Raw genomic sequence first — 23,921 nt, 5'->3', positions numbered from 1 at the left:
TCTGACTCAGTGCAGCCCTCAGGTGCTGGTGTCGCGCTTGATGGCATCGGAGATCATTTGCTTCGCTTCGGCGGCATCTCCCCAGTGATCGATCTTGACCCACTTGTCGGGTTCGAGATCCTTGTAGTGATCGAAGAAGTGATGGATTTGCTGCAGAGTGATCTCGGGGAGCTGGGTGTAGTCCTCAATGTGGGCGTAGCGGCGGCTGACCTGAGGACTCGGCACTGCGAGGATCTTTTCGTCGAGCCCGGCGTCGTCCTCCATCACGAGGACGCCGACCGGCCGACAATTGATGACTGCGGCTGGAACGATGACTCGCGTGTTGCACACGAGCACGTCGATCGGGTCGCCGTCCTCGGAGAGCGTGTGCGGGATGAAACCGTAGTTTCCCGGATAACGCATCGGGGTATACAGAAACCGGTCGACGAACAGCGTGCCCGAGTCCTTGTCAAGCTCGTACTTGATCGGCTCACCGCCGACAGGAACTTCGATGATGACGTTGACATCGTTGGGTGGCGTGTTGCCGATCGGTATCTGTTCGATCCTCATCGGCACACCGTAGGACACCGGCGTCGGGCACACGGTTTCGGATTGGCGTGGCGTCGCGGGAGACTGTCGCAGTGGAAGCTGACCAGAGCACCGATGACTCGCCGTGGGCGCTGCAACTCGCCGCCAGAGTGGAAAAACTTGACCCACCAACGGCTGCGGCAATCGGTGCGGCGGCAGCGCTGGCAACGATCGAGCTCCTGGACGACCCCCGCAGTCAGCCTGAAGGCGAGTGGCATGACGCCGTCGCGAGCTGGAACGGTGCACGCATCCGCAAGATCGTTCGTCGGGGTCGGGCGTCGGCGTGGCAGCGTGCCCAGGTGCCTGACGGCGTGACCGTCGAACGAGACGGCGCTGAGGTTCGTGCCTTCGTGCCGTCTCGCATGAATCAAGCCCCGGAAGCGCTGGCCAAGCTGCAGATTCAATCGTCGTCACTCGACGAGATCGAGCGCGTCGCAGCCGTGCCCAACGGGCGAGGGCTCTTCATCGCGGTCACTCCGTGCGTCGAGATGTCGTGGGGCAAGCAGGCAGCGCAGTGCGCGCACGCCGGGCAATGGGCGTGGATGCGGTCAGATCCGGAGACTGTGCGGGCATGGGACACGGCGGGACGGCCGATCACCGTCGTCCATCCGACACGGGCGCTGTGGGCGAAGCTCGTCGAAGACGCACCAGTGCAGATCCACGACGGTGGCTTCACGGAGGTTCCGGCCGGGACCAAGACCGCCCTCGCCTGGTGGGCTGAGCCATTCGGTCACTGAACACGGAGCTCTTGGCGTACGAAAAAAGAGGCTCGTCAGCTGAATGGTTGAAGGAACGCTGCGACGTTGGCACCGATATCGCCGACGGCGTAACCGCCCTCTTGCAGCACGACGGTGGGCAAGCCCGTTGCGTTGATGGCCGCTCCGATCTCCACGAAGTCGGTGGTGCCAATGATGAATGTGCCGAGTGGGTCATGTTCGTAGGTGTCGACGCCCAGCGACACGACCAGGGCATCCACGTCAGCGTCGGCGATGCGAGTGAGTGCAGTGTCGAGTGCCGCCATCCAACCCTGCATGGTCGTTCCGGCGGGAAGTGGCAGGTTCAGGTTCCAGTACTCGCCGTCGCCCTGACCGATCTCGCTCGCGTGGCCCGTGAACCAGGGAAACTCGAAGACGGGGTCCGCATGGATTGAGATGAAAAGCACATCGCTGCGTTCGGCGAAAATGGCCTGCGTGCCGTTGCCATGGTGATAGTCGACGTCGAGGATCGCGACACATGACGCGCCACCGTCGAGGAGTCGTTGCGCCGCGATGGCGGCGTTGTTGAGATAGCAGTAGCCACCAAACTGGTCGGTGGTCGCATGGTGGCCCGGCGGTCGGCACAACCCGTACGTCGTGTGGCCGTGCTGCAGCATCAGGTCGGCGCTGGTCACGGCGATTGCCGCGGCCTCTCGAACAGCCGGCCAAGTGCCGGCTGTGATCGAGCAGTCCGCGGCGAAGCTGTGATATCCGAGCTGACCGATGAGGTCGTGGGGGCGTGTGGGGCGCATCCCTCGAGCCGGCCACGTGAACCCCATCGCGGCCGCGCCTGACTCGCCACGCTCGACCCATCGCTCCCAGGCGGTCGCGAGGAAATTGACGTACTCCGGTGTGTGGACCCGGCCGAGCAGTTCTTCCTCGACTTCGTTCGGCTCACTGAACTCGTGGCCAGTCGCTCGGAGCGCAGTGGCAATCAGATCGGCGCGCTTGGGCCCTTCGTGCGAAAGTGCGAGCTGACCGTCGTTGAGCTCCAGCCCGTGATGCGCCCGGTGTACCTCCGAGGCGACGACCCGCACTAGATGGTGGGGACTTCCGTGTGTCGGCCAAACACGTTGGCCATGGTGCCCATGACCTCGCCAAGCGTGGCATAGGTGTGGGATGCCTCGATCAGGGTCGGCATCAGATTGACCTCTGGGTCGGCCGCCTCCGCAGCCAGCTGGGCGAGGATCTTGTCGACGGCCTCCTGGCTGCGATCATTCTTGACCGTGTCGAGGCGAGTGCGCTGACGTGCTTCGTCCTTGTTGCTGATTTGCAGGGTGTCCATCTCGTCGTCGTCGTTGCCTTCGCGGAAGTCGCTGACACCAACGATGATTCGCTCGCCTGCATTGAACTTGCGCTCGAGTTCGTACGCCGAGTCGCCGATGCGGCTCTGGAACCAGTTCTCGTCGATGCCGGTGATGCAGCCTTCGAGCATTGAGCCTTGACCGAAGTCGTCAAGCTTGGCGAAGATCTCTTCGGCCTGGCGCTCCATCTCGTCGGTGAGTTCCTCGACGAAGTACGAGCCACCGAGGGGGTCGGCCACGTGGGCCACGTTGGTCTCGTGCGCGATCACCTGCTGCGTGCGCAACGCAATGCGGGCCGACTTCTCAGTGGGCAGTGCCAGAGCTTCGTCCATTGAATTGGTGTGCAGGCTCTGTGTGCCGCCGAGCACTCCGGCGAGTGCCTCGATTGCCGTGCGCACGATGTTGACCTCGGGTTGCTGCGCCGTCAGCGACACGCCGGCCGTCTGCGTGTGGAAGCGGAGCTGCATGGACTTCTCGAGCTGTGCGCCGTAACGATCCTTCATCCAACGCGCCCAGATGCGCCGCGCAGCACGGAGCTTGGCGATCTCTTCGAAGAAGTCGATATGGGCGTTGAAGAAGAAGCTGAGCCGCGGGGCGAAGGAGTCGATGGGGAGACCGGCCTGGAGCGCGAGTTCGACGTAGGCGAACCCGTTCGCGAGCGTGAACGCAAGTTCTTCGGCAGCAGTCGAGCCGGCTTCACGGATGTGGTAGCCGGAAATCGAAATCGAGTTCCAGCGCGGCATCTCAGCAGCGGTGAACTGGATGGTGTCGCGAACGAGGCGCATCGACTGACGCGGCGGGAAGACGAACTCTTTCTGCGCTTGGTACTCCTTCAAGATGTCGTTCTGCAGCGTGCCGCCGAGACGAGCGCGGTTGACACCCGACTTCTCTGCCTGAGCGACATACATCGCAAAGATCGGTGCGGCAGGGCTGTTGATCGTCATCGACGTGGTGATTTCACCAAGGTCGATGTCGGCGTAGAGATCTTCCATGTCGGCAAGGGAGTCGACGGCAACACCGCAGCGGCCAACCTCGCCGAGCGACATCTCGTCGTCGGAGTCGAGGCCGAGCAACGTGGGCATGTCGAATGCGGTCGACAGTCCGGTTCCTCCGGCCTGAAGGATCTCCTTGAACCGGCCATTGGTGTCCTCGGCGGTGCCAAACCCGGCGAACATTCGCATCGTCCACAACTTCGATCGGTACATCGATGCATGCGGGCCACGGGTGTACGGGTATTGCCCAGGGAACTCGCCGTCGTCGGGTCCGTAGACCGGGTCGAGCGGAATGCCCGACATCGTGGCGTAGTCGTCGTCGCGAATCCTCGACGCGCCAAACGCTTCTTCCCACACGTCACGATTCGTACGACTCGCAGCATCACTCATGCGCGTCAGGCTAGATCCCGGGGTACCGCATCCCCCGGTCGAACCCGCCCCCATGTCTGTTCGCCCGGTGGCGAAGCCGTCAATCGGTGACGAGGCGGGCGGGGAATCCGCCCTTGGCGATCGGGCCCCATCGCTCGATGGTCAGCCGGATCAAGCACTTGCCTTGCTGAGTCATCGCGTCGCGGTACTCGTCCCAGTCGGGGTGTTCCCCAGAGATCACTCGGAAGTAGTCGCACAACCCGTCGAGTGCGTCGGGGAGGTCGAGAACTTCAGCAGTGCCGTCAACCTGAACAAATTCACCGTTCCACTCGTCGCTCTGCACAACCATCGATGCCTGTGGATTCCTGCGCAGATTATGCACCTTGGCCCGCTCCGGGTAGCTCGACACGACAATGCGGGCCGGAACATCACCGGGGTCATCCAGTCCCATCGACACCAGCGACGATTGCGGCCATCCGTCCCGTCGGCTCGTGAGCAACACGCCGTGGTGGCGCGGCCGGATGAAGTCGTTGAGTTCTTCACGCTCGACAATCCGATTGGTGGCGACGTACTTCTTGTTGACCATGTGCCGATCCTGGCAGGTTGGAAGCGCACTCGAACGCTTGCGCTGATACACATCGCGCATGACCAACGGTTTCACTGCTGCAGATGTCCCCGACCAGTCCGGGCGGACAATCCTCGTCACCGGTGCCAACACCGGACTCGGGTTCGAGGCCTCCAAGGTGCTGGCCGAACGGGGTGCCCGAGTGTTGTTGGGCTGCCGGTCGGAGGAGAAGGCGCAGCTCGCCATCGCTTCGATCAAGACCGAGGTGCCTGATGCCGATCTCGAGTTCGTCGCGCTCGATCAAGCGGACCTTGCCAGTGTTCGACGTGCGGTGGACCAGGTCCAGGGCGAGAGTCGTCTCGACGTGCTGGTCAACAATGCCGGCGTCATGATGCCGCCAAGGGAGATGACCGCTGACGGCTTCGAGTCGCAGTTTGGGGTGAACCACTTGGGCACCTTTGCCCTCACGGCGCTGTTGCTGCCGAAGTTGGCCCGCCAAGATGGCGCTCGCGTCGTGGTGACGAGCAGCATTGCGCACCGTGGAGCGAAGATCTTCTTCGATGACATCAGCGCAGAGCGGTCATACCGGGCGCAGGATCGGTATGGACAGAGCAAGCTCGCGAACCTGCTGTTCATGTACGAACTCGATCGTCGGCTGCGAGGGACCGAGTCATCGACGATCGCAGTCGGCTGCCATCCAGGTATTGCCGACACCGAACTGGCTCGTCATCTTCCAAGTGTCGTGCGATTCGCCGTCCCCTTGTTCCGTCCGTTTTTCAACACCGCGGCAGCGGGAGCATGGCCGACGTTGATGGCAGCCGCCGGACCAGACGTTGATGGCGGTGACTATCTCGGACCGACGAAGCGCAACGAAACAGCGGGGCCAGCCGGTGCCGCCCGCGCAACGTCAGTCGCACGTGACGAAGCGCTCGCCGCGAGGCTGTGGGACCTGTCTGTCGAGATGACCGGCATCGACCCCGAACTCTGATGTCCGGGGAGTGACGGCCGGTCCAGCGTGACGGCTGGTCCCGACCCCGACGTCACGCTGGACCCGAGATGCTGTCGTCAGCGCCCGAGTGCGGTGGCAAGGCCGTCGGGATCAGCGACGCTGACCCACAGGGCGGAGTGGGAGCGCGGCCCAATCACCTTCGGGATTTTCTCGACGAACTCGATGCACAGGCCCAGGTGATGGTTCGTCCCGAACGTCAGGCCGTCGTCAGCAAAACTCAGTCGAGCCCCGACCGCCGTGTACCAACGATGTGGCCCGGTGACCTCGGTGTGATCGACGTTGTCGATGGGGGTTTCGAGGTGCAGGAAGCCGAAGGTGGCGCGGAATTGCCCGTCGTCGGTGAGGGTCACGCCGTCATCATGGCTGACCCGCATGGCGGCGAACATCGGTGTCCACCGGCGGTCGAGTTGATACGGGAAGAACTCACTCATCCGCACAGCCTGCCAGCGACAAGCAGCCAGACGTCACAGCGGCTGCGTCGGGTGCAACTTTTGAGTGAGTCGATCACTAGGTTCTGATGCGCACATCTGTTGCACACCAACCTCGCAGTCACCGATCCAGGAGTTCCCCAATGCGCGAAGCAGTCTTCGTTTCCTACGCCCGTACCGGTCTGGCCAAAGCTGGCCGTGGCGGCTTCAACATGACGCCGACCATGTCGATGGCGGCCCACGCCATCAAGCACGCCGTCGAGAAGGCGGGCGTCGAGCCTGAAGCTGTCGAGGACGTCGCACTCGGCAACGGCGCGCACGGCGCCGCCAACCTCGGTCGCCTCGCTGGTCTGCTCGCTGGCCTCCCCGTCAATGTTGGTGGCAACACCATCCAGCGTCACTGCTCATCGGGTCTGAACTCGATCGCTGTCGCAGCCAACCACATCAAGCAGGACGGCGTCGACATCGCCGTTGCCGGTGGTGTCGAGTCGATCACGATGCCCGGTGGCGGCATCGACAGCCTTGGCGGCGTCGACCCGGCCCTCACCGAGCAGTACCCCGCGATCTTCATGGCGATGATCGAGACCGCTGACATCGTGGCCGAGCGTTACAACCTGTCGCGTGAGTACCAGGACGAGTACTCCCTCGAATCGCAGATGCGGATGGCGCGTGCGCAGGAGAACGAGCTCTTCGTGGACGAGATCGTCCCGATGGCCACGAAGATGAAGCTGGTCGACCGTGAGACCAAGGAAGAGACCATCGTCGACTACGTCGTCGACAAAGACGAGTGCAACCGTCCGACCACGACCCTCGAAGGCCTCGCCAAGCTCGGCCCGGTCCGCGGCGAAGGCAATTATGTCACCGCCGGTAACGCCAGCCAGCTGTCCGATGGCGCTGCCGCTGTGGTGATGATGAGCGACGAAGAAGCAAGCCGCCGCGACATCGAGCCGCTCGGCGCCTTCAAGGGCTGGGCCGTCGCTGGCTGTGAGCCTGACGAGATGGGCATCGGCCCGATCTACGCCGTGCCCAAGCTCCTCAAGCGACATGGCCTGACCGTCGACGACATCGATATCTGGGAGCTCAACGAGGCGTTTGCTTCGCAGTGTCTCTACAGCCGCGACAAGCTCGGCATCGACCCGGAGAAGTACAACGTCAACGGCGGCTCGATCGCCATTGGCCACCCGTTCGGCATGACTGGTACCCGCTGCGCCGGCCACATCCTGCAAGAGGGCAAGCGTCGCGGCGCCAAGCTCGGCGTGGTCACAATGTGCATCGGTGGCGGCCAAGGCGCTGCCGGCCTCATCGAGATCTACTGATCATCTCCTGAGACTCACACGCTGACGAACTCCGTCCGCTCCGCCCAGTGCTGCTGGGTGCGACGGGCGGAGTTCGTCGCGTTTGGCGTTACTCGAAGCTGCGTTCGATGGCTGCCCACCAGTCGGCACCGCTGCTGGCCCATGCGGAACGTCGCATGGCGAACTCCCGGGCGGCGCGATCTCCGGGCCAGTCTGCCGGTCTGAGTTCGCGCGGCAGGTCTGGGTCGATGAGCGGAAATCGGCGCCATCTATCGACGAGTTCAAGCAGGCGACGGGTTGTTGCCGCATCGTTGAGAATGGCTGGGTTGTCGAGTTGGGACAGAAAGGCCTCGTACTGGCAGGCAAGCGGACCGGGTGGCCAGGCGCGCTCGGCAACGTCGAGCGGCGAGCCGATGTCGGTCATGGCCGACCGAAAAAGCACTGCCCCTTCAACGTCGAGATCGCGCACGATGGCGGCGGCTTCGCGCTCGCGCTCGACGCGTGGTGAGACCCAGACGCCCTGCCCCAACGTGCCGAACCCGGCCCAGCCGAGCTGGACGGCGAGACGTGAGCGCAGGGGTCGATGAGTCTCGGGAACGCTGGCCAACAACACGAGCCATTCGCCGTTCCACGGATGGTCGTCGGCGCCGAGACCGTAGATGCGGTCGGCGCCGCGAACGAGCAGATCAGTGGCCCATTCGGTGAGCTGCCAACGGCTCTTACGGCCGACTCGTTCGGAGGTCATCCAACCTTTCGCTCCCAGCCGACTGATCGCCTGACGTGCTGCCTTGTCCTCGACGTCGAGGAGCCCGAGCGCGGCGACGAGCGTTTGTGTCCAGGCGCTTCCGCCCGCAGGTCGCATCAGTTCGCCGAACACAGTGATCAACAGATCAGAGGCACTGGAGATGCCGACGTCACCGTCCTGACGCAGACCGAGAACCGGTGCCAAAGGAGCGACATCGATTGAGGGGAGGAGCACGTTCTACATTCTGCTTGCGATGCGAGATGAAAGCAAGGTATGTTGGTGATTCACAAGGTAGGGGTTCTGAGATGTCCGATGCAGCCGTCCCGACGGCACCGATCACGTTCGAGCGTCAGCCCGACGCGTACGCCCACTGGAACCTGAAGATCGACGGTCACGCAGCTTCGCTGTCGATGAACGTCTCGCCGAGCGGGGGTTTGCTCGGCGACTACGAACTCAAGCTGAACAGTTACGACATCGGAGTCGACATCGAACTCGCCGACGCTGTGCGCCGCATCCGCTTCGAGCATCCGGAGGTGAAGGTCGTTGTCATCGACAGCGCACTCGAAGGCGTGTTCTGCGCCGGCGCCAACATTCGAATGCTCGCCGACGCCTCGCATTCGCACAAGGTCAACTTCTGCAAGTTCACCAACGAGACCCGACTTGAGATCGAGGAAGCATCGGCATCGTCCGGATTGCGCTTTCTCGCTGCAATCAACGGCGCCTGCTCAGGCGGCGGCTACGAGCTGGCGATGGCATGTGACCATTTGCTCCTGGTCGACGACCGATCGAGTTCGGTGTCGCTCCCGGAGGTCCCGCTCCTGGGCGTGTTACCGGGTACGGGCGGGCTCACGCGCCTGACCGACAAGCGGCACGTTCGTCGCGATCATGCTGACGTCTTCGCCACCAAGTCCGAAGGCATCCAAGGCGCCGAGGCGGTCGAGTGGAAACTGGTCGACGAAGTGGCACCCCCAACGATGTTCGACGACGCAGTCGCAGTCCGAGTGGAGGCGCTCGCGGCAACCTCTGATCGTGTCGATGACGGATCTGCTGTCGTGCTCGAATCGCTGAGCCGGGTTGTCGGTGACAACACGGTCTCGTATCAGTTCGTCAAGGCCACGCTCGATCGCACTCGACGTGTGGTCGACCTCACGGTGAGCGTGACCGGCGCCGTCGAGTGGCCGCTGATCGCTGCCCGTGAGCTTGACGATCTGCTCTGCCACTTGCGGTTCAACGAGCCCCAACTCGGCACGATCACACTGCGCACCAGCGGTGATGCCGCTGACGCAATTGCCCACTCCGATCGTCTTCTCACGGGCGACGATCACCTCACGCGTGAAACGGCGCTGCTGTGGAAACGAGTGCTCTCACGTCTCGACCTCACGGCACGCAGCCTGATCGCCCTTGTCGAGCCGGGTTCGTGTTTCGTCGGCGTGCTTGCCGAGGTACTGCTGGCCGCTGATCGCAGCTACATGCTCGAGGGCATCTTCGAAGATGACGACGACCCACTCCCGGCCGCGACGATGCAACTCACCGCGGCGAGCCTCGGGTCGCTGCCGATGGCCAACGGCATCACGCGGCTGACATCGCGATTCTGGGGATCGCCCGATGACCTCGCCGCAGCGCAGGCAGCGGTCGGCGAGTCGATCGATGCAGCTCGCGCTCGGCAGCTCGGCCTCGTCACATCGGCGCCCGACGATCTCGACTGGGACGACGAAGTCCGCCTTGCTGTCGAGGAGCGGGCGAGCTTCTCTCCCGATGCGCTCACAGCAATGGAAGCCAATCATCGTTTCGCCGGGCCCGAGACGATGGCAACCAAGATCTTCGCCCGATTGTCCGCCTGGCAGAACTGGGTCTTTATTCGTCCCAACGCCAGCGGCCCCGATGGTGCGCTGCGCAAGTACGGCACCGGCACCCGTCCCACCTTCGACCACACCCGCACCTGAGACGACTTGGTGCCAGGCACCAAGTCGTCCTTCGAGAAACGAGCCAGCTCATGACCAACATCGACTACAACGAGCGGATCCCGAACAACGTCGACCTGGCTGACGATCGCCGGCTGAAACGGGCGCTCGAGAACTGGCAGCCTCGCTTCCAAGAGTGGTGGTCTGACATGGGGCCGTCCGGCTTCCAAGAAAAAGACGTGTATCTGCGGACGGCTGTCGACGTTGGAAAGGAAGGGTGGGCGCACTTCGGCCACGTGAAGATGCCCGAGTATCGGTGGGGCATCTTCCTCAGCGAAGCTCAACCCGACCGCACCATCGGCTTCGGCGACAACAAGGGTGAACCCGTCTGGCAGGAGGTGCCCGGCGAATTCCGCACCGATCTCCGCCGTCTCATCGTGGTGCAGGGTGATACCGAGCCCGCATCAGTCGAACAGCAACGGCACCTCGGCGCCACAGCGCCGTCTCTCTATGACCTTCGTAATCTCTTCCAAGTCAACGTCGAAGAAGGCCGCCACCTGTGGGCGATGGTGTACCTCCTGCACCGCTATTTCGGCAAGGACGGACGTGACGAGGCCGATGCAATGCTCGAACGGAACTCGGGCGACGAAGACCACCCACGCATCCTCGGGGCGTTCAACGAAGAGACGCCTGACTGGCTGTCATTCTTCATGTTCACCTACTTCACCGATCGCGACGGCAAGTATCAACTTGGAGCGTTGCGCGAGTCGGCGTTTGACCCGCTGAGCCGGACTTGCGACTTTATGTTGAAAGAAGAGGCGCACCACATGTTTGTGGGCGCCACGGGCGTCGGTCGTGTGGTGCAACGCACGGCGCAACTGATGAACGAGCATGACACCGACGACGTCACCGCCCTTGGGGGGATCAACCTCAACACGCTGCAGCGCTACATCAACTTCCACTACTCGGTCTCGCTCGACCTTTTTGGTTCTGAACGATCGACCAACGCGGCCAACTACTACGCCGCCGGGTTGAAGGGCCGATTCGGCGAGGACAAATACGACGATGACCACGTGCTGCTGTCCGGCGAGGAACAATTCCTGACCGTCGTCGACGGAGCAATCACCGCCGAAACGTTGTCGGCTCGTGCGCTCGTCAATCACGAGCTTCGCAACGAGTACACGATCGACTGCGAGAAGGGCGTCCGTCGCTGGAACCGCACGCTGGCCGAACAGGGCATTGATGTTGAGTTGTCGCTGCCCCATGTCGGATTCAACCGCGAGGTCGGGGCGTTCCGTGACGCCGCGGTGACACCCGCAGGGGACTTGATCAGTGCAGACGAGTGGACCGAGCGACGTGACGAATGGCTGCCAAGCGACGACGAGCGACGCCACGTCGGATCGTTGATGAAGCCCGCGATGGGTGTTGGTGAGATGGCTGGATGGATCGCTCCGCCTTCCACGGGGATCAACACTCAAGCCGTCGACTTCGAGTACGTCCGGATCTGATCCGCGCGTGCCGGCTCCGGACCTCGATCCAGCTGCCTCGATCGCCTTCGTCGATGTCGACGGCGCGCGGTTACGCACAGCAACGTGGGGCGACGGAGCAGCTTCGATCGTGCTCCTGCACGATGGTCTCGGTTCGATCGGACAGTGGCGCGATGTTCCGTTTGCAGTCCACCGATCCACGGGGGCGACGGTCATGGCCTACGAGCGCGCTGGCCACGGAGCCTCGACTCCCGCCCCGAGCGGCCCGTGGCCGGCGGATTGGCTCCACCAGGAAGCCGCAGTGCTCGACGGATTGATCGGCCGAGTCGGCATCGAGTCGCCAACCCTCGTCGGTCATTCAGATGGGGGCTCGATCGCTCTGATCCAGGCAGCGACAAGCGGCCCATGTCAAAGTGTGGTGGTGCTGGCAGCGCATACCTGGGTCGAGGACTTGTGCGTCGAATCGATTCGCACGATGCGGGCAGGGCGTGCGCACTTCGTGACGGCGCTCAGCCGCCACCACGACGCGCCCGGCGCAGTGTTCGAGGCGTGGAGCGGAGGATGGGTCAGCGACGAGTTCGCCAGTTGGGACATTCGTCCGCTGATCCGCGACATCGAGTGTCCGGTATTGGTCGTGCAGGGCACGCGAGATGAGTACGCCACCGATGCCCAACTCACCGAGACCGTCGATGCAATCGGTGCAAACGCTGGGCTGCATCGCGTCGAGCGCGGCGGACACGTGTTGCACCACGACGAACCAGATCAAGTCGTTGCGCTCATCGCATCGTTCTACGATCAACATGGCTCGGCAGTGCCAGCCGAGCAGGAGGAATGACATGCACGACCACTTCAATGTGAGCGAATGGCTCGTTGACCGACACATCGACAACGGCGACGGTGGTCGCGTCGCGATCCGGCAGGGCGATGCCGAGTACACCTACGTCGAGGTACTCGGCTTGATCGAGCGAATGGCTGCGGCGCTGCGATCCCACGGTGTTCGCCCCGAGGAACGTGTTGCGCTGGCGATGCTGGACTCGATCGAGTTCGTCGCTGCATTCTTGGGCGCGATGCGAATTGGCGCCGTGCCTGTGGCGATGAACCCGCTGCTGCCTGGCCGTGACCTCGGCGTGATCGTGGCCGACGCCCGCGCGCGGGTTCTGCTCATCTCGACCGAGCGCGAGGACGCACTTGGTGATCTGCGTGCTGTTGCGCCTGAGTTGGGCCGCGTGGTGACGACGGGAGCGTCTGAGTCCGACGTGATCGGCTGGGCTGACTTCCTTCGAGCCGGTGACGGCAGCGACGGAGCTCCTCATGGCACGTGGGCTGAGTCGCCCGGCTTCTGGTTGTGCACATCCGGGTCCACGGGCGCGCCCAAGCTGGCGATGCACCGTCACGCCGATATCCCTGCGACTTGTGAGACATACGCAGACCAGGTGCTGGGAATCACAGCCGACGACGTCTGCTACTCCGTTGGTCCGATGTTCCATGCCTATGGCCTCGGCAACTCGCTCACCTTTCCGTTTTCGGTCGGCGCCACCGTCGTGCTCGAACCGTCGCGCCCGCCAACACCACAAGGTGTTGCGACGCGAGTTGCTGACCACGGTGTCACGCTCTTTTTCTGCATCCCGACGTTCTATGCAGCGTTGCTCGCCTCTGACATCGCCGACAACACGTTTGCCTCGGTGCGCTTCGGCGTCTCCGCAGCCGAAGCGCTGCCCGCTGAGACGTTCGAGCGCTTTCGGGACCGGTTCGGCGTCACGATCCTTGACGGCATTGGTTCGACCGAACAGCTGCACATCTACCTGTCGAACACGCCGGCTTCGACGAAACCCGGCACGAGCGGCAAAGCCGTCCCGGGCTACAAGGTGCGAGTCGTCGACGACGCGGGCAACGACCAGCCGATTGATGTGCCCGGCCAACTGCTGGTACGTGGTCCCTCGGTGGCGTCGGGCTACTGGTGTCGCTCCGAGATGTCCCGGGCGACGTTCGAAGGGGAGTGGATGCGGACCGGCGACCTGTACGCCCGCGATGCCGACGGATTCCACACGTACTTGGGTCGCGTCGATGACATGTTGCGTGTCGGGGGCGAATGGGTGTCGCCGGCCGAGGTCGAGGCAACATTGATCGAGCACGCCTCAGTGCTGGAAGCAGCCATTGTCGGACAGGCGGACGACCAGGGGGTCATGCGTCCCGTCGCCTTTGTGGTGGCTGCCGCGAGCAGCTCGGCATCGGCTGAGGATCTGATCGAACATTGTCGTGAACGTCTGGCTGGATACAAGCGCCCGAAGCGCTACGAGTTCGTCGACGCGCTGCCCAAGACGGCGACTGGCAAGATCCAACGATTCAAGCTCCGATAGTTCGGTGCCGGGCGACGACGTCGTGCCTGGCACGATGTCGTCCTATGGAACTCAAGGATCGAGTCATCATCATCACCGGCGGCGGGTCGGGTATCGGAGAGGCACTTGCTCGAGCCGCCCACCGCGAGGGGGCTCGTCACGTTGTGGTTGCCGACCTCGACGGTGCTGCTGCCGACCGTGTTGCGACCGACGTCGGGGGTACCGGGTTCGAGATCGACGTGCGTGACGAAGCGGCGATTGTCGCAATGGTCGAGGCCACCGAAGCGGCGCATGGCCCCATCGACGTCTTCGTCTCCAACGCGGGCTACGTGACCGTTGGCGGTCTCGAAGATTCCAACGAGCGCATCGATCACATGTGGGACGTGCATGTGATGAGCCACATCTATGCCGCGCGTGCCGTGCTCCCGTCCATGATCGCTCGCGGTGAGGGGTACCTGCTCAACACGGCGTCAGCGGCCGGACTCCTGACACAGATTGGGTCACTTGCGTATTCGGTGACCAAAGGTGCCGCGGTGTCGCTCGCCGAGTGGCTGAGCGTCAGCCACCATCACCAGGGAATCCGCGTGTCGGTGCTGTGCCCGCAGGCGGTCGCCACCAACATCGTGGCAAATAGCCCAGACCTTGGCGGAGCAGCCGACATCGGTGATGACCCCGACGATTTTGAGGGCGGGGTGGCATCCGGTGACGGTGTGTTGAGCAGCGACGACGTTGCGCAGGTCTGCCTCGACGCGATGCGCGAAGAACGCTTCCACGTGTTGCCGCACCCCGAAGTGCAGACCTACGTCGAGCGCAAGGCAACGGACGTGGATCGTTGGCTCACTGGGATGCGTCGCTTCCAGAGGGCCCTGTCCGGCGACGGTCCGTTGCCGGGCGACGCCATCGCACCCAAGCTCTGAGGATCTGGGAATCTGCTACCGGCGAGTTGTTCGATCGCGGGCGTGATCGGCAACACTGCACACGTGGACAACAGTGAGACGCCCGTTGGATTCGATGTGTCGCTGGTTGAGCCGTGGTTGGCCGCTCACACTCGAGTCGTGCCGCCTTGTCGGTGGACTCGCCTCACGGGCGGTCACTCCAATCTGACGTACCTGCTGGCCGACAGCAACGGCGCTGAGTTCGTCATTCGCAGGCCCCCGCAGGGCGACCTCCTGCCGAAGGCACACGACATGTTCCGCGAGTACCGGATCATCGAGGCGCTTCACCCGGTCGGCATTCCTGTCGCTGAGCCGGTCGGCTACTGCGACGACCGTGCGGTGTGCGACCGTCATTTCTACGTCATGGCCAAGGTGGGCGGCAGCGCTTTGTACAACGGAACCGATACCGCGCAGCATCTTGACCTTGCTGCACGCGGTCGCGTGGGCGAGTCGTTCATGTCCGTGCTCGCGAGCATCCACTCCGTCGATCCCGCCGACGTTGGGCTCGGCGAACTTGGTCGACCGGACGGATACGTCGGTCGCCAACTCCGCACCTGGTATGGATCGTGGACGGCATCGGCTGAAGCCGCTGATTATGACGACCCTCGCGTGCACGAGTTGCACGAGTGGTTGCTCGACAAGATGCCTGAACAAGGCCCGGGCCGCGTCGTGCACGGCGACTATGGCGTACACAACTCGATGGTGAGTTCCGACGGCAAAATCGTGGCGATACTCGACTGGGAGATCGCAACCCTGGGGGACCCACTCGCCGACTTCGCGTACGCGCTCAACGCATGGGCGGAGCCGACCGATCCGCATGCGGCGCTTGGCGATGCGGCGACGGCGATCGAGGGCTTTTCTTCCCGCGACGAACTCACCTCGTTTTATGCTGACAAGACCGGCGCAGACTTGTCGAACCTGCCGTACTACCGCTCGTTCAACTCGTTCAAGACCGCCTGCATCATCCACGGCGTCTACGCCCGTTACGTCCGCGGTCAGAAGAGCACCGAGGGCGTCGATCTGCAAGGTCTGTACGACCGGATCGGTGCCTCGATCGAGCTGTCCGCAGCACATGCCGCCGACACCTGAACTGCCTCGATGAGTTCTGAACCGCCGAGTGCGGGGCCGACCCTGATCAAGGCAGCGATCGATATCGGCACAAACTCAATGCACCTCGTCGTCGCTCGGCTGGCTGAGCATGGTGGCTTCGAGATCCTGACAAGTGAGAAGGAAACGGTGCGCCTCGGCCAAGGCGGCGGCGAGATGAAGCTCCTCGCCCCCGACGCCATCGAACGTGGCCTCGCTGCACTCGAGCGCATGGCGCAGGTCGCCACGAGCTTCGGTGATGTCGATCTGGTTGCCGTTGCGACGAGCGCGGTGCGTGAGGCCGCGAACCGCGACGATTTTCTCGATCGGGCTCGTCAACTGACCGGCATCGAGATTGAGGTCATCAGCGGGTTCGAAGAAGCCCGACTCATCCACCTCGGTGTGCTGCAGGCGCTTCCCGTTTTCGACCAGCGGCTGCTGCTTGTCGACATTGGCGGAGGGAGCACGGAGTTCCTCGTCGGGCAAGGCGCCGATCCGATCGAGGCGCGCAGCATGAAACTCGGTGCGATTCGCCTGACCGAGCGGTTCTTCAGCGAGGCCATCGCTGACGGCAGGCGGCCCACGGCGCAGGAAGTCGATGACTGCCGGCACTACGTTCGAGCGGCACTGGCCTTGGTCGGTAGTGAGCTCGGCGGCCATCAGCCCGAGATCGCCATCGGCAGTTCAGGGACGGCCACGACCATTGCTGCGATGGCGGCAGCAGAACGTGGTGACGACGTGCGACAGATGAACGGTGTCACGTTCACCGCTGCCGAGCTTGCTGCGGTGGTCGAGCGAGTGATCTCGGCCAAGGACCGGAGCCGCGTTGCCGGCCTCGACGACAAGCGCGCTGACATCATCCTCGGCGGGGCCCTCCTGCTCGATGAGGTGTTTGCCGTTTTCGAACTCGAGGAGATGACCATCTCGGACTACGCGCTGCGCGAAGGCGTTCTGTTCGATCGTTTCGCTGATCAGTCAGAACGCGACTTACGCGACTTGCGGCGAGCAAACTTGCTGCGGCTCGCTCGGCAACTCGACCCTGACCCGGAACACGCCGAACACACGGCGCTGCTCTCCGGCCAGCTGTTCGATCGTTCCCGTGCGCTCCATGGACTCGATGATGGCGCCCGTGAGCTGCTCGAGGCGGCGGCGATCGTTCACAACGTAGGACTCTTCATCAGTCACTCAAGTCATCACAAGCACTCGTACTACGTGATCAGGAACAGCGAGCAGCTGACTGGCTTTACTGAGCATGAGATCGAGCTGATCGCTGTCGTGGCGCGTTACCACCGCAAGTCGCGACCGAGCGAGAAGCATCCGGAGTTCGCCGCCTTGAGCGTGGATGATCAACGGCTCGTTCGACAGCTCGCCGGGATGTTGCGTGTGGCAATTGGTCTCGACCGTCGCCACGCTCGCGTTGTACAGACGATGCGCGTTCACATCGATGACGGCTGGATGCGGATCGAACCGGTTGCCGATGGCGCCGACGACCTTGACCTTGAGGTGTATGCCGCTCGTGAACGGGCTCACCTGCTGGCAGCTGCGCTCGGCGTCGACGTCGAGATCGTTGCCCCAGCTCCGAGCCAGCACCCAGAGTGACCTCCTCGCCCGCGCTGGGTGATGATTGCGAGGTGCTTGGCGCATTGCCGTTCGTTGCACCGGAGCTGGGCATACTGGGCGACATGGCCGAAACGTCAAACCCGCCGACTGCTGCAAACTTCGTCCATGACGTGGTTGTCGAGCACAACGCAACGGGGGCCTTCGGTGGTCGCGTCCAGACTCGGTTCCCGCCTGAGCCGAACGGCTATCTGCACATTGGCCACGCGAAAGCGATTACCGCTGACTTCGAGCTTGCACGAGAGTTCGATGGGGTGTGCAGGTTGCGGTTCGACGATACGAACCCTGACACCGAAGACTCCAGCTTCGTCGATGGCATCATCGAGGACCTCGCGTGGCTCGGGTACCCGCTTGATCGCGACCCATTGTTCACCAGCGACTACTTCGCCCAGCTCGCAGAGTGGGCCGAGCTCCTCATCTCGAATGGCCTGGCATACGTCGACGACCAAGACGGCGACACGATCTCCGAACAGCGTGGCGGGTACGGCAAACCAGGAGTCGACAGCCCGTTCCGGAATCGAACGGTCGAAGAGAACCTTGCGCTGTTTTCGGCGATGCGAGCGGGTGGCTTTGACGAGGGTGCTCACGTGCTGCGTGCCAAGATCGACATGCAGCACGAGAACATGCAGCTGCGTGATCCCGTCATGTATCGGATTCGCAAGGAGTCGCACCACCGCACCGGCGACGCTTGGAGTGTGTACCCGACGTATGACTGGGCGCATGGTCAAAGCGATGCGATCGAAGGTGTCACGCACTCGCTGTGCTCACTCGAGTTCGACTCCCATCGGGCGCTCTACGACTGGTATCTCGATCAGCTGCGCGAGCTGGGGGCGCTGCGTTTCGAACAGCCTCGGCAGTACGAGTTTGCGCGACTAGAACTCACGCACACGATCACGTCGAAGCGCAAGCTTGCGACGCTGGTTGCCAACGGTGTTGTCGACGGTTGGGACGACCCCCGCCTGCCGACGCTGCGCGGCCTTCGCCGTCGCGGGTACCCGGCCGCGGCGATCCGCGAGTTCTGTGACTTCATCGGCGTGTCAAAGACCAACAGCCGCCACGAGATCGAGCTGCTCGAATCTTTTATTCGCACGCGGCTGAACAAGGTCGCTCAACGGCGAATGGCCGTGCTGGAACCGCTCAAGGTCGTCATCACGAATTGGCCGACTGACGCAGACGGCAATCCGGTGGTCGAGTACGTCGAGCTCAACAACAACCCGGAGAACGCCGAGGATGGCACGCGCACCGCCCCATTCTCCGGGGTGCTGTACATCGAGCACGACGACTTCAAGGCCGAGCCGCCACCGAAGTACTACCGCCTCACGCCAGGTCGCGAGGTCCGACTCCGTGGCGCGTACTTCGTCACCGCGACCGACTTTGTGAGCGACGACGATGGCAACGTCGTCGAGGTCCACGTCACGTATGACCCTGACACCAAGGGCGGCAATGCACCCGACGGCCGCAAGGTCAAGTCGACCATGCACTGGGTGAGCGCTGCCCACGCCGTCGAGGCCGAGGTCGCGTTGTACGACCGTCTCTTCGCCGCCGAGGTGCCGGGCAGCGAAACGGGCGATCCGTTTGACGACCTCAATGGCGAGTCAAAGACGCTGCTGCACGGGTGCAAGCTCGAACCAGCCCTGGCCGACACCGCTGCCGGAGAGGTCGTGCAGTTCGAACGGTTGGGTTACTTTGCGGCAGACCAGCGAACGCCATTGCTGTTCCACCGGACCGTCGGCTTGCGCGACGAATGGGCGAACATTCAGAAACGAAAATAGTTCAACCCACCTCGAGGGGCAGGAGGGTGCCGGCCGCCTCGGCAATATGGGCGCTCCATTGCTCAGCGTTGCGCGGCTCATCGACGGGCAACACCACGAATTTGGTGGTGCCGACGTCGACGAACTGCTGGATCAGTTGCGCAACGCCGTCCCACGATGACGGAACGAGTTGAGTGACATCGTCGAGGTCCGGTCGGCGTTTCGCAAGCAAGCGGAGGATGACGTCAGGGACGACTCCGAATGAGTAGGGGATGAGGACGCCGTAGTGATCGTCGTCGATCGATCGTTCGTGCTGGGCAGCAACCTCTTCGATGACAGCGCGTCCGGCTGCGGCATCGGCGGGGGTGACGAACGATGGCAACCATCCGTCGGCCACCCGGCCCACCCGCTTCAGTTCAGATGGAGCGATCCCACCGAGCCATACGTCCATGCGTTTCGGGGCCGGAAGGACACGGACGCCCTCATAGTTGAAGTAGTCGCCGTGATGATCGAACGGCTCGCCCGTCCAGCACTTCTTCATCACGTCGAGTGACTCGTTGAAGATCTTTGCCCGCTCCGATCGCTCGACACCGAACGCTTGCTGCTCGATCGGGTCGACCGCACCGAGGCCGAACGCAGGGAGGAGCCGCCCGCCCGACATCCGCCCAAGTGTGGCGAGTTGCTTGGCCAGCACGACCGGGTTGCGTCCCGGGAGCACCATCACCGACATGCCGAACTTGAGATTGGTGGTTCGGCCTGCTCCAAAAGCCATCGCCACCAAAGGGTCGGGTGCTTCGCCGCTGATCTTTTCTGACAGCCACAGCGAATCAAACTGGTGCGACTCAAGTGCATCGACGACGGTGCCGTAGGTCTCGTCATTGAGGTTGGTTCGGGTGCCGAGTCCGAAACCGATCCGAACTTTCATGTCGGTCATGAGCAAGCGATCCGTTCGAGGTGGTCAGCGACAAGATCTGTGGCGCTGAGGAAGGGTGAATGGTCGGTGTCGATGTCGATCTGCTCGTCGCAGCGTGCGGCCATCACGGCCTGGTGGTCCGGGTGCACTGCCTCGTCGCGGAGGCAGCGGAGATAGCTCGACGAGATGTGGTCACGAGCAGAGCCTTCGACCGACTCGGTCATGGTGGCGATGGGCTGCGGCGACAGACGCCGAAGTGCGGCCTTGATCGCTTGAGGGGAACACGCGCCGTAGAGAGCGCTCGCGGCGAGGTCGAGGTCGAGCGTGGTCGTGCCGTCGTCTTGCATCTGGACGGCTGCGGCAAGAGCAACGGATTGGCGTTCGAACGAACGGAGAGCGCCGTTCACACTTTCGCCAGCGTCGAGTGCGAACGCTGCGATGTAGACCAGGTGAGCGAGATCAGGTCTGCCAACGCCAGCTTCCGTGATGACGGCGCCGCCATAGCTGTGCCCGACCAGCACGACGTCGTCGAGGCCGAGATGATCGAGCGTGTCAGTGACGTGGCCCGCATCGTGGTGCAGCCCGCCGAGCGGACGGACCGATGCTCCGTGCCCAGGGAGGTCGATGGCATGCGAGGGGATCCCGCGGCGGTCAAGTTCAGCCTGCAGGGGTGCCCAACACCAGGCACCGTGCCAAGCGCCGTGAACAAGGACAACGTGACGAGCGTCTGGCATGTGTGGATGCTCGCACAGCGAGCGTCCGTCGATCGACTCAGCGAGCGGGAACGTTCAGATGGAGCGGAACGGCGACGCGAGCTGGGGCGGCGCCACTGCGGACTCTGCCGGTCTGTACCCAACTGGCGGCGAATGCGACCACGACCACCGCTGCCACGATGACGCTGTCAGAAACGTGTCCGATCGTGGATATCGCAACGGCTGCAAGTGCAGCGACGGCCGAGATCACGACGGCCAATCTGATGGCGGCGATCCACGTGCGGCGGCTGATGTCCATGTCTCTTTCATAGTTGTCCTGAGGCGTTGGCCGGCAGTGGATCGCACTTTTTTGCACATTCGTCACCCGACCGTTGGGAACGTCACGCGATCGCGCGAGAACATATGACGAAGCGATGACGACCATGTCGCCGTTTCGTGACCCAATCACACCGGTGTGGTTCGATTCTGTTCCAGGACGAGGGCTACGTTCGCCTCATGTCTGACTCACTCCAGCCGCTTGACCTGTTCCGACTCGACAATCGCGTGGCGATCGTGACCGGTGCATCGTCGGGTCTCGGCGACCGCTTTGCCCGGGTGCTGCACGCGGTCGGAGCGAACGTCGTCGTGACCGCGCGACGTGCGGACCGCCTCGAGGCCCTCGCCGCTGAACTGAACTCGTTGCGCTCTGACTCCGCAGTCGTGGTCACCGCTGACATCTCTCTCGAGGCTGATCGCGAGCGCATCGTGAACGACACGCTCGCGGCATACGGCAGTGTCGACGTCGTCGTGAACAATGCTGGCGTGGGGGGCCAGGTGGCGATCGAAAACGAGGGCCTCGACGTCTTTCGGCGCTCGATGGAAATCAATGTGACCGCACTGTGGCATCTGTCGAAGCTCTGTGCTCCGTCGATGATCGAGTCGGGCGGGGGGTCGATCATCAACATTGCCTCGATGCTTGGTCATGTGGCGTCGTCGCCAGTGAAGCAGGCGCACTACAGCGCAAGCAAGGGGGCCGTTGTCAACTTGACTCGTGAACTTGCAGTGCAGTGGGCGCGCAAGGGCATCACGGTCAACGCGCTGTGTCCCGGGTGGTTCCCATCCGAGATGACCGATGGGATGGATACAGACGAGAGCAGCCAGCGGTTCGTCAAGGCCAACACACCCATCCCTCGCATGGGCGAGACGCACGAACTCGACGGAGCCCTCCTCCTGCTCGCCAGCTCAGCCGGCACGTTCATCACCGGTCAGAGCGTCATCGTCGACGGCGGCTGGACAGCCCGCTGATTCTGGTTCGCACCGGGACGCTGGGTGCGACGGGGCCGGTGCTGGGCAACCATCGAGCCGGTGGCGATGTGCTCTACTTGAGGCAAGGGAACACCCGCACACACCAAACTCAGGAGAAGAAGATGAAGAACATGATTGCAGAGTTCAAGGCGTTCATCGACAAAGGTGACGTCGTCACCATCGCCGTCGGTTTGATCCTCGCGCTGTATTTCAAGACGATCGTGGACGCGATACTTGAAGGCGTCATCTTGCCGATCATTTCTGCGATCTTCGGTGAGCCGAATTTTGCCGCCATCGGCTTCGACGTGGGCGACGCATTCATCAGTATCGGACTCGTCATCAACGCACTGGTGAGCTTCCTGGCGGTGGCGTTCATCCTGTTCCTGCTGGTCAAGGCCTACAACAAGTCCAAGGGCCCGGAGGAAGAGGAAGTGAGCGGGCCGAGCGAGGTCGATTTGCTGACCGAGATCCGCGACCAGCTCCGCGCCAACAACTGAGCAGGAAATTGTTCGTCCACTGAGTGGCGTCTGAATGGCGTCACCGTTGATTCTTCCCCTGGCGACGCCAGGTCGGGCTGGATCTGCGCTTTAATGACGATGATGCGCCTCCCGTGGATTGCTCTGGCCACTGTGCTCGCTGCGTGCGGCGGCTCAGTGAGCGGCAGCGCGGATTCGGCAACCGGCTCCGGCGCTCTGCCTCCTCCTACGGTTTCCGGTGTCGGCGTCCTCCCGGCGACAATTCCGGCGGTGCCGTCGGCGGCGTTTGAGTCGCTTGGTGCTCGTCCGCTGACGGCCGACGGTGAGATTGCCGAACTGATCGGCGATCAAGTCGCGGGAAATCGGCTGTTGATGATCGGTGACTCGATCTTGGCTGGCACCGAGACCCGCTACGGCGGCGAGCTGTGCGCTGCGCTCGAGCCACTCGGCTGGGCCGTTGAAGTGGCGGCAGAGGCTGGCAGGTTCGTCGAGTTCGGTGTCAGCGTTGCCAACCAGCGTGTCCCCCGGCCTTCAGCGGATCAGTCCGCCGCGGCTGGCGCAGGCTCCTCGCCTTCGACGGTACTCCAGCCAGCAGATGCGAATGACTGGGACGCTGCCGCGCTGTTCCTCGGGAGCAACTACGACGGCGACCAAGAGAACTACGACACGAAGATGCGAGTGATTCTGGATCGCCTTGCGCCACGTCCAACGTTGCTGTTCACCGTGACGGAGTATCGAACCAACTACTCCGACGTCACCGCGGTGATCAACGGCCTCGTCGCCGACTACCCGAATGTCACGCTGATCGATTGGGCGACAGCGGCTCGGACGCCGGGTGTGCTCCGTCCCGATGGACTCCATCCCAACGATGCGGGTGAATTCGTGCTGGTCAACCTCATCGCAGCAGCGTTGGGTGAAGCGCCGACCGGCGAGGCCGATTGCATACGGTCGCAGTTCCGCGACGATTCTGCGATCAACGAGGGCAATGGTTCGCCGAATATCGACGACTCGAGTAGCGACACCCCGAGGACCGTCTCCACAACGCCCAGCGCCGGCTCGGGAGCAACGACGACTGTTGCCACGTCGCCGAGTGGTGGCTCGGGTGGAACGACGACTGTTCCGACGTCGACTGATCCTCCGGTGACTGATCCTCCTCCGGTGACTGATCCTCCTCCGGTGACTGATCCTCCGACGTCGACTGATCCTCCGACGTCGACTGATCCTCCGGTGACTGATCCTCCTCCGGTGACTGATCCTCCGGTGACTGATCCTCCTGACTCGTCGGGCGACTGATCCGCGACGGCCCGCAGTGCTCCGACGACGCCATGATCAATCGGTGGTCTGCTGCCGATTGCTGCTACCCCCCGCGTAGTGCTCCGGCGCTCTCGAAGTT

Annotated in this window: 23 protein-coding genes; 14 read left to right on the top strand and 9 right to left on the bottom strand. The window is 63.2% G+C overall.

From position 1 onward, the window contains the following. Nucleotides 1–18: 18 nt before the first annotated feature. Nucleotides 19–549, bottom strand: a complete 531-nt coding sequence (ppa, locus tag ACH2DW_RS10985; protein ID WP_394929793.1) for an inorganic diphosphatase — start codon at nt 547–549, stop codon at nt 19–21. Nucleotides 550–620: 71 nt separating this feature from the next. Here ppa and ACH2DW_RS10980 point away from each other — a divergent pair, with 71 nt between their 5' ends. Beyond that, the gene (locus tag ACH2DW_RS10980; protein ID WP_394929792.1) at nt 621–1,304 is read left to right on the top strand and encodes a hypothetical protein; all 684 of its coding nucleotides are present in this window, start codon (nt 621–623) and stop codon (nt 1,302–1,304) included. A 35-nt stretch (nt 1,305–1,339) separates the two neighbouring features. Here ACH2DW_RS10980 and ACH2DW_RS10975 read toward each other — a convergent pair whose 3' ends face one another. From ACH2DW_RS10975 to ACH2DW_RS10965, 3 genes are all read right to left on the bottom strand, one after another. After that, a complete protein-coding gene (locus tag ACH2DW_RS10975) occupies nt 1,340–2,359 on the bottom strand; it encodes a histone deacetylase family protein (RefSeq protein WP_394929791.1) in 1,020 nt (339 codons plus the stop codon). Further along, entirely contained in the window at nt 2,359–4,008 is a 1,650-nt protein-coding gene (locus ACH2DW_RS10970) for a methylmalonyl-CoA mutase (RefSeq protein WP_394929790.1), read from the bottom strand. The genes ACH2DW_RS10975 and ACH2DW_RS10970 overlap by 1 nt, the downstream gene beginning before the upstream one ends. A gap of 79 nt (nt 4,009–4,087) precedes the next feature. Then, nucleotides 4,088–4,573 (bottom strand): PPOX class F420-dependent oxidoreductase, encoded by a 486-nt coding sequence (locus ACH2DW_RS10965; RefSeq protein WP_394929789.1) that lies wholly within the window; start codon nt 4,571–4,573, stop codon nt 4,088–4,090. A gap of 58 nt (nt 4,574–4,631) precedes the next feature. On the opposite strand from ACH2DW_RS10965, the gene ACH2DW_RS10960 reads away from it, so the two are divergent. Beyond that, nucleotides 4,632–5,540, top strand: coding sequence for an oxidoreductase (locus ACH2DW_RS10960; protein WP_394929788.1), 909 nt, complete (start codon nt 4,632–4,634; stop codon nt 5,538–5,540). 77 nt (nt 5,541–5,617) lie between these two features. Here the strand turns inward: ACH2DW_RS10960 and ACH2DW_RS10955 are convergent, their stop codons facing one another. Then, on the bottom strand, nt 5,618–5,992 hold the full coding sequence (locus tag ACH2DW_RS10955; RefSeq protein ID WP_394929787.1) for a hypothetical protein: 375 nt from the start codon (nt 5,990–5,992) through the stop codon (nt 5,618–5,620). 140 nt (nt 5,993–6,132) lie between these two features. On the opposite strand from ACH2DW_RS10955, the gene ACH2DW_RS10950 reads away from it, so the two are divergent. Beyond that, nucleotides 6,133–7,305, top strand: coding sequence for an acetyl-CoA C-acyltransferase (locus ACH2DW_RS10950; RefSeq protein WP_394929786.1), 1,173 nt, complete (start codon nt 6,133–6,135; stop codon nt 7,303–7,305). 88 nt (nt 7,306–7,393) lie between these two features. Here ACH2DW_RS10950 and ACH2DW_RS10945 read toward each other — a convergent pair whose 3' ends face one another. Continuing rightward, nucleotides 7,394–8,263 carry a PaaX family transcriptional regulator C-terminal domain-containing protein gene (locus tag ACH2DW_RS10945; RefSeq protein ID WP_394929785.1) on the bottom strand — a complete coding sequence of 290 codons (870 nt, stop codon included), beginning with the start codon at nt 8,261–8,263 and terminating at the stop codon, nt 7,394–7,396. Nucleotides 8,264–8,334: 71 nt separating this feature from the next. Between ACH2DW_RS10945 and boxC the strand changes: the two genes are divergently transcribed. From boxC to ACH2DW_RS10905, 8 genes are all read left to right on the top strand, one after another. Next, the gene (gene boxC, locus ACH2DW_RS10940; protein WP_394929784.1) at nt 8,335–9,972 is read left to right on the top strand and encodes a 2,3-epoxybenzoyl-CoA dihydrolase; all 1,638 of its coding nucleotides are present in this window, start codon (nt 8,335–8,337) and stop codon (nt 9,970–9,972) included. Between the two features lie 50 nt (nt 9,973–10,022). Continuing rightward, nucleotides 10,023–11,438, top strand: coding sequence for a benzoyl-CoA 2,3-epoxidase subunit BoxB (gene boxB, locus ACH2DW_RS10935; protein ID WP_394929783.1), 1,416 nt, complete (start codon nt 10,023–10,025; stop codon nt 11,436–11,438). A gap of 7 nt (nt 11,439–11,445) precedes the next feature. Then, on the top strand, nt 11,446–12,252 hold the full coding sequence (locus ACH2DW_RS10930) for an alpha/beta fold hydrolase (protein WP_394929782.1): 807 nt from the start codon (nt 11,446–11,448) through the stop codon (nt 12,250–12,252). Nucleotide 12,253: 1 nt separating this feature from the next. Then, complete coding sequence (locus ACH2DW_RS10925) at nt 12,254–13,774, top strand: benzoate-CoA ligase family protein (protein WP_394929781.1); 1,521 nt, start codon at nt 12,254–12,256, stop codon at nt 13,772–13,774. A 44-nt stretch (nt 13,775–13,818) separates the two neighbouring features. Beyond that, a complete protein-coding gene (locus tag ACH2DW_RS10920; RefSeq protein WP_394929780.1) occupies nt 13,819–14,670 on the top strand; it encodes an SDR family oxidoreductase in 852 nt (283 codons plus the stop codon). A gap of 63 nt (nt 14,671–14,733) precedes the next feature. Then, on the top strand, nt 14,734–15,777 hold the full coding sequence (locus ACH2DW_RS10915; protein ID WP_394929779.1) for a phosphotransferase family protein: 1,044 nt from the start codon (nt 14,734–14,736) through the stop codon (nt 15,775–15,777). Between the two features lie 9 nt (nt 15,778–15,786). Next, complete coding sequence (locus ACH2DW_RS10910; protein ID WP_394929778.1) at nt 15,787–17,373, top strand: Ppx/GppA phosphatase family protein; 1,587 nt, start codon at nt 15,787–15,789, stop codon at nt 17,371–17,373. An 83-nt stretch (nt 17,374–17,456) separates the two neighbouring features. Then, nucleotides 17,457–19,163 carry a glutamine--tRNA ligase/YqeY domain fusion protein gene (locus ACH2DW_RS10905; protein WP_394929777.1) on the top strand — a complete coding sequence of 569 codons (1,707 nt, stop codon included), beginning with the start codon at nt 17,457–17,459 and terminating at the stop codon, nt 19,161–19,163. 1 nt (nt 19,164) lies between these two features. Here the strand turns inward: ACH2DW_RS10905 and ACH2DW_RS10900 are convergent, their stop codons facing one another. Genes ACH2DW_RS10900 through ACH2DW_RS10890 form a run of 3 tightly spaced genes read right to left on the bottom strand, consistent with a single transcriptional unit; the run spans nt 19,165 to nt 21,066 of the window. After that, nucleotides 19,165–20,076, bottom strand: a complete 912-nt coding sequence (locus tag ACH2DW_RS10900) for an LLM class flavin-dependent oxidoreductase (RefSeq protein WP_394929776.1) — start codon at nt 20,074–20,076, stop codon at nt 19,165–19,167. After that, entirely contained in the window at nt 20,073–20,789 is a 717-nt protein-coding gene (locus ACH2DW_RS10895) for an alpha/beta fold hydrolase (RefSeq protein WP_394929775.1), read from the bottom strand. The genes ACH2DW_RS10900 and ACH2DW_RS10895 overlap by 4 nt, the downstream gene beginning before the upstream one ends. A 37-nt stretch (nt 20,790–20,826) precedes the next feature. Continuing rightward, complete coding sequence (locus tag ACH2DW_RS10890; RefSeq protein WP_394929774.1) at nt 20,827–21,066, bottom strand: hypothetical protein; 240 nt, start codon at nt 21,064–21,066, stop codon at nt 20,827–20,829. A gap of 197 nt (nt 21,067–21,263) precedes the next feature. On the opposite strand from ACH2DW_RS10890, the gene ACH2DW_RS10885 reads away from it, so the two are divergent. From ACH2DW_RS10885 to ACH2DW_RS10875, 3 genes are all read left to right on the top strand, one after another. Further along, nucleotides 21,264–22,052 carry an SDR family NAD(P)-dependent oxidoreductase gene (locus tag ACH2DW_RS10885; protein ID WP_394929773.1) on the top strand — a complete coding sequence of 263 codons (789 nt, stop codon included), beginning with the start codon at nt 21,264–21,266 and terminating at the stop codon, nt 22,050–22,052. 122 nt (nt 22,053–22,174) lie between these two features. Beyond that, nucleotides 22,175–22,549 carry a large conductance mechanosensitive channel protein MscL gene (gene mscL / locus ACH2DW_RS10880; RefSeq protein ID WP_394929772.1) on the top strand — a complete coding sequence of 125 codons (375 nt, stop codon included), beginning with the start codon at nt 22,175–22,177 and terminating at the stop codon, nt 22,547–22,549. Nucleotides 22,550–22,648: 99 nt separating this feature from the next. Then, complete coding sequence (locus ACH2DW_RS10875; protein WP_394929771.1) at nt 22,649–23,821, top strand: hypothetical protein; 1,173 nt, start codon at nt 22,649–22,651, stop codon at nt 23,819–23,821. The last annotated feature ends 100 nt before the right edge of the window (nt 23,822–23,921 follow it).

It is taken from the genome of uncultured Ilumatobacter sp. (assembly GCF_963980585.1).
In the GTDB taxonomy this organism is placed as follows: Bacteria; Actinomycetota; Acidimicrobiia; order Acidimicrobiales; family Ilumatobacteraceae; genus Ilumatobacter_A.
Note: the sequence above shows the minus strand (reverse complement) of the source record. Positions and strands in the feature narration are given on the sequence as shown.

Bases quoted from the DNA above. Each gene is read 5' to 3' on its own strand.
- ACH2DW_RS10955 (WP_394929787.1), bottom strand. From the start codon at position 5,992: ATGAGTGAGTTCTTCCCGTATCAACTCGACCGCCGGTGGACACCGATG.
- ACH2DW_RS10875 (WP_394929771.1), top strand. From the start codon at position 22,649: ATGATGCGCCTCCCGTGGATTGCTCTGGCCACTGTGCTCGCTGCGTGC.
- ACH2DW_RS10920 (WP_394929780.1), top strand. From the start codon at position 13,819: ATGGAACTCAAGGATCGAGTCATCATCATCACCGGCGGCGGGTCGGGT.
- boxC (WP_394929784.1), top strand. From the start codon at position 8,335: ATGTCCGATGCAGCCGTCCCGACGGCACCGATCACGTTCGAGCGTCAG.
- ACH2DW_RS10950 (WP_394929786.1), top strand. From the start codon at position 6,133: ATGCGCGAAGCAGTCTTCGTTTCCTACGCCCGTACCGGTCTGGCCAAA.
- mscL (WP_394929772.1), top strand. From the start codon at position 22,175: ATGAAGAACATGATTGCAGAGTTCAAGGCGTTCATCGACAAAGGTGAC.
- ACH2DW_RS10970 (WP_394929790.1), bottom strand. From the start codon at position 4,008: ATGAGTGATGCTGCGAGTCGTACGAATCGTGACGTGTGGGAAGAAGCG.
- ppa (WP_394929793.1), bottom strand. From the start codon at position 549: ATGAGGATCGAACAGATACCGATCGGCAACACGCCACCCAACGATGTC.
- ACH2DW_RS10925 (WP_394929781.1), top strand. From the start codon at position 12,254: ATGCACGACCACTTCAATGTGAGCGAATGGCTCGTTGACCGACACATC.
- ACH2DW_RS10905 (WP_394929777.1), top strand. From the start codon at position 17,457: ATGGCCGAAACGTCAAACCCGCCGACTGCTGCAAACTTCGTCCATGAC.
- ACH2DW_RS10885 (WP_394929773.1), top strand. From the start codon at position 21,264: ATGTCTGACTCACTCCAGCCGCTTGACCTGTTCCGACTCGACAATCGC.
- ACH2DW_RS10895 (WP_394929775.1), bottom strand. From the start codon at position 20,789: ATGCCAGACGCTCGTCACGTTGTCCTTGTTCACGGCGCTTGGCACGGT.
- boxB (WP_394929783.1), top strand. From the start codon at position 10,023: ATGACCAACATCGACTACAACGAGCGGATCCCGAACAACGTCGACCTG.
- ACH2DW_RS10900 (WP_394929776.1), bottom strand. From the start codon at position 20,076: ATGACCGACATGAAAGTTCGGATCGGTTTCGGACTCGGCACCCGAACC.
- ACH2DW_RS10910 (WP_394929778.1), top strand. From the start codon at position 15,787: ATGAGTTCTGAACCGCCGAGTGCGGGGCCGACCCTGATCAAGGCAGCG.
- ACH2DW_RS10965 (WP_394929789.1), bottom strand. From the start codon at position 4,573: ATGGTCAACAAGAAGTACGTCGCCACCAATCGGATTGTCGAGCGTGAA.
- ACH2DW_RS10960 (WP_394929788.1), top strand. From the start codon at position 4,632: ATGACCAACGGTTTCACTGCTGCAGATGTCCCCGACCAGTCCGGGCGG.
- ACH2DW_RS10890 (WP_394929774.1), bottom strand. From the start codon at position 21,066: ATGGACATCAGCCGCCGCACGTGGATCGCCGCCATCAGATTGGCCGTC.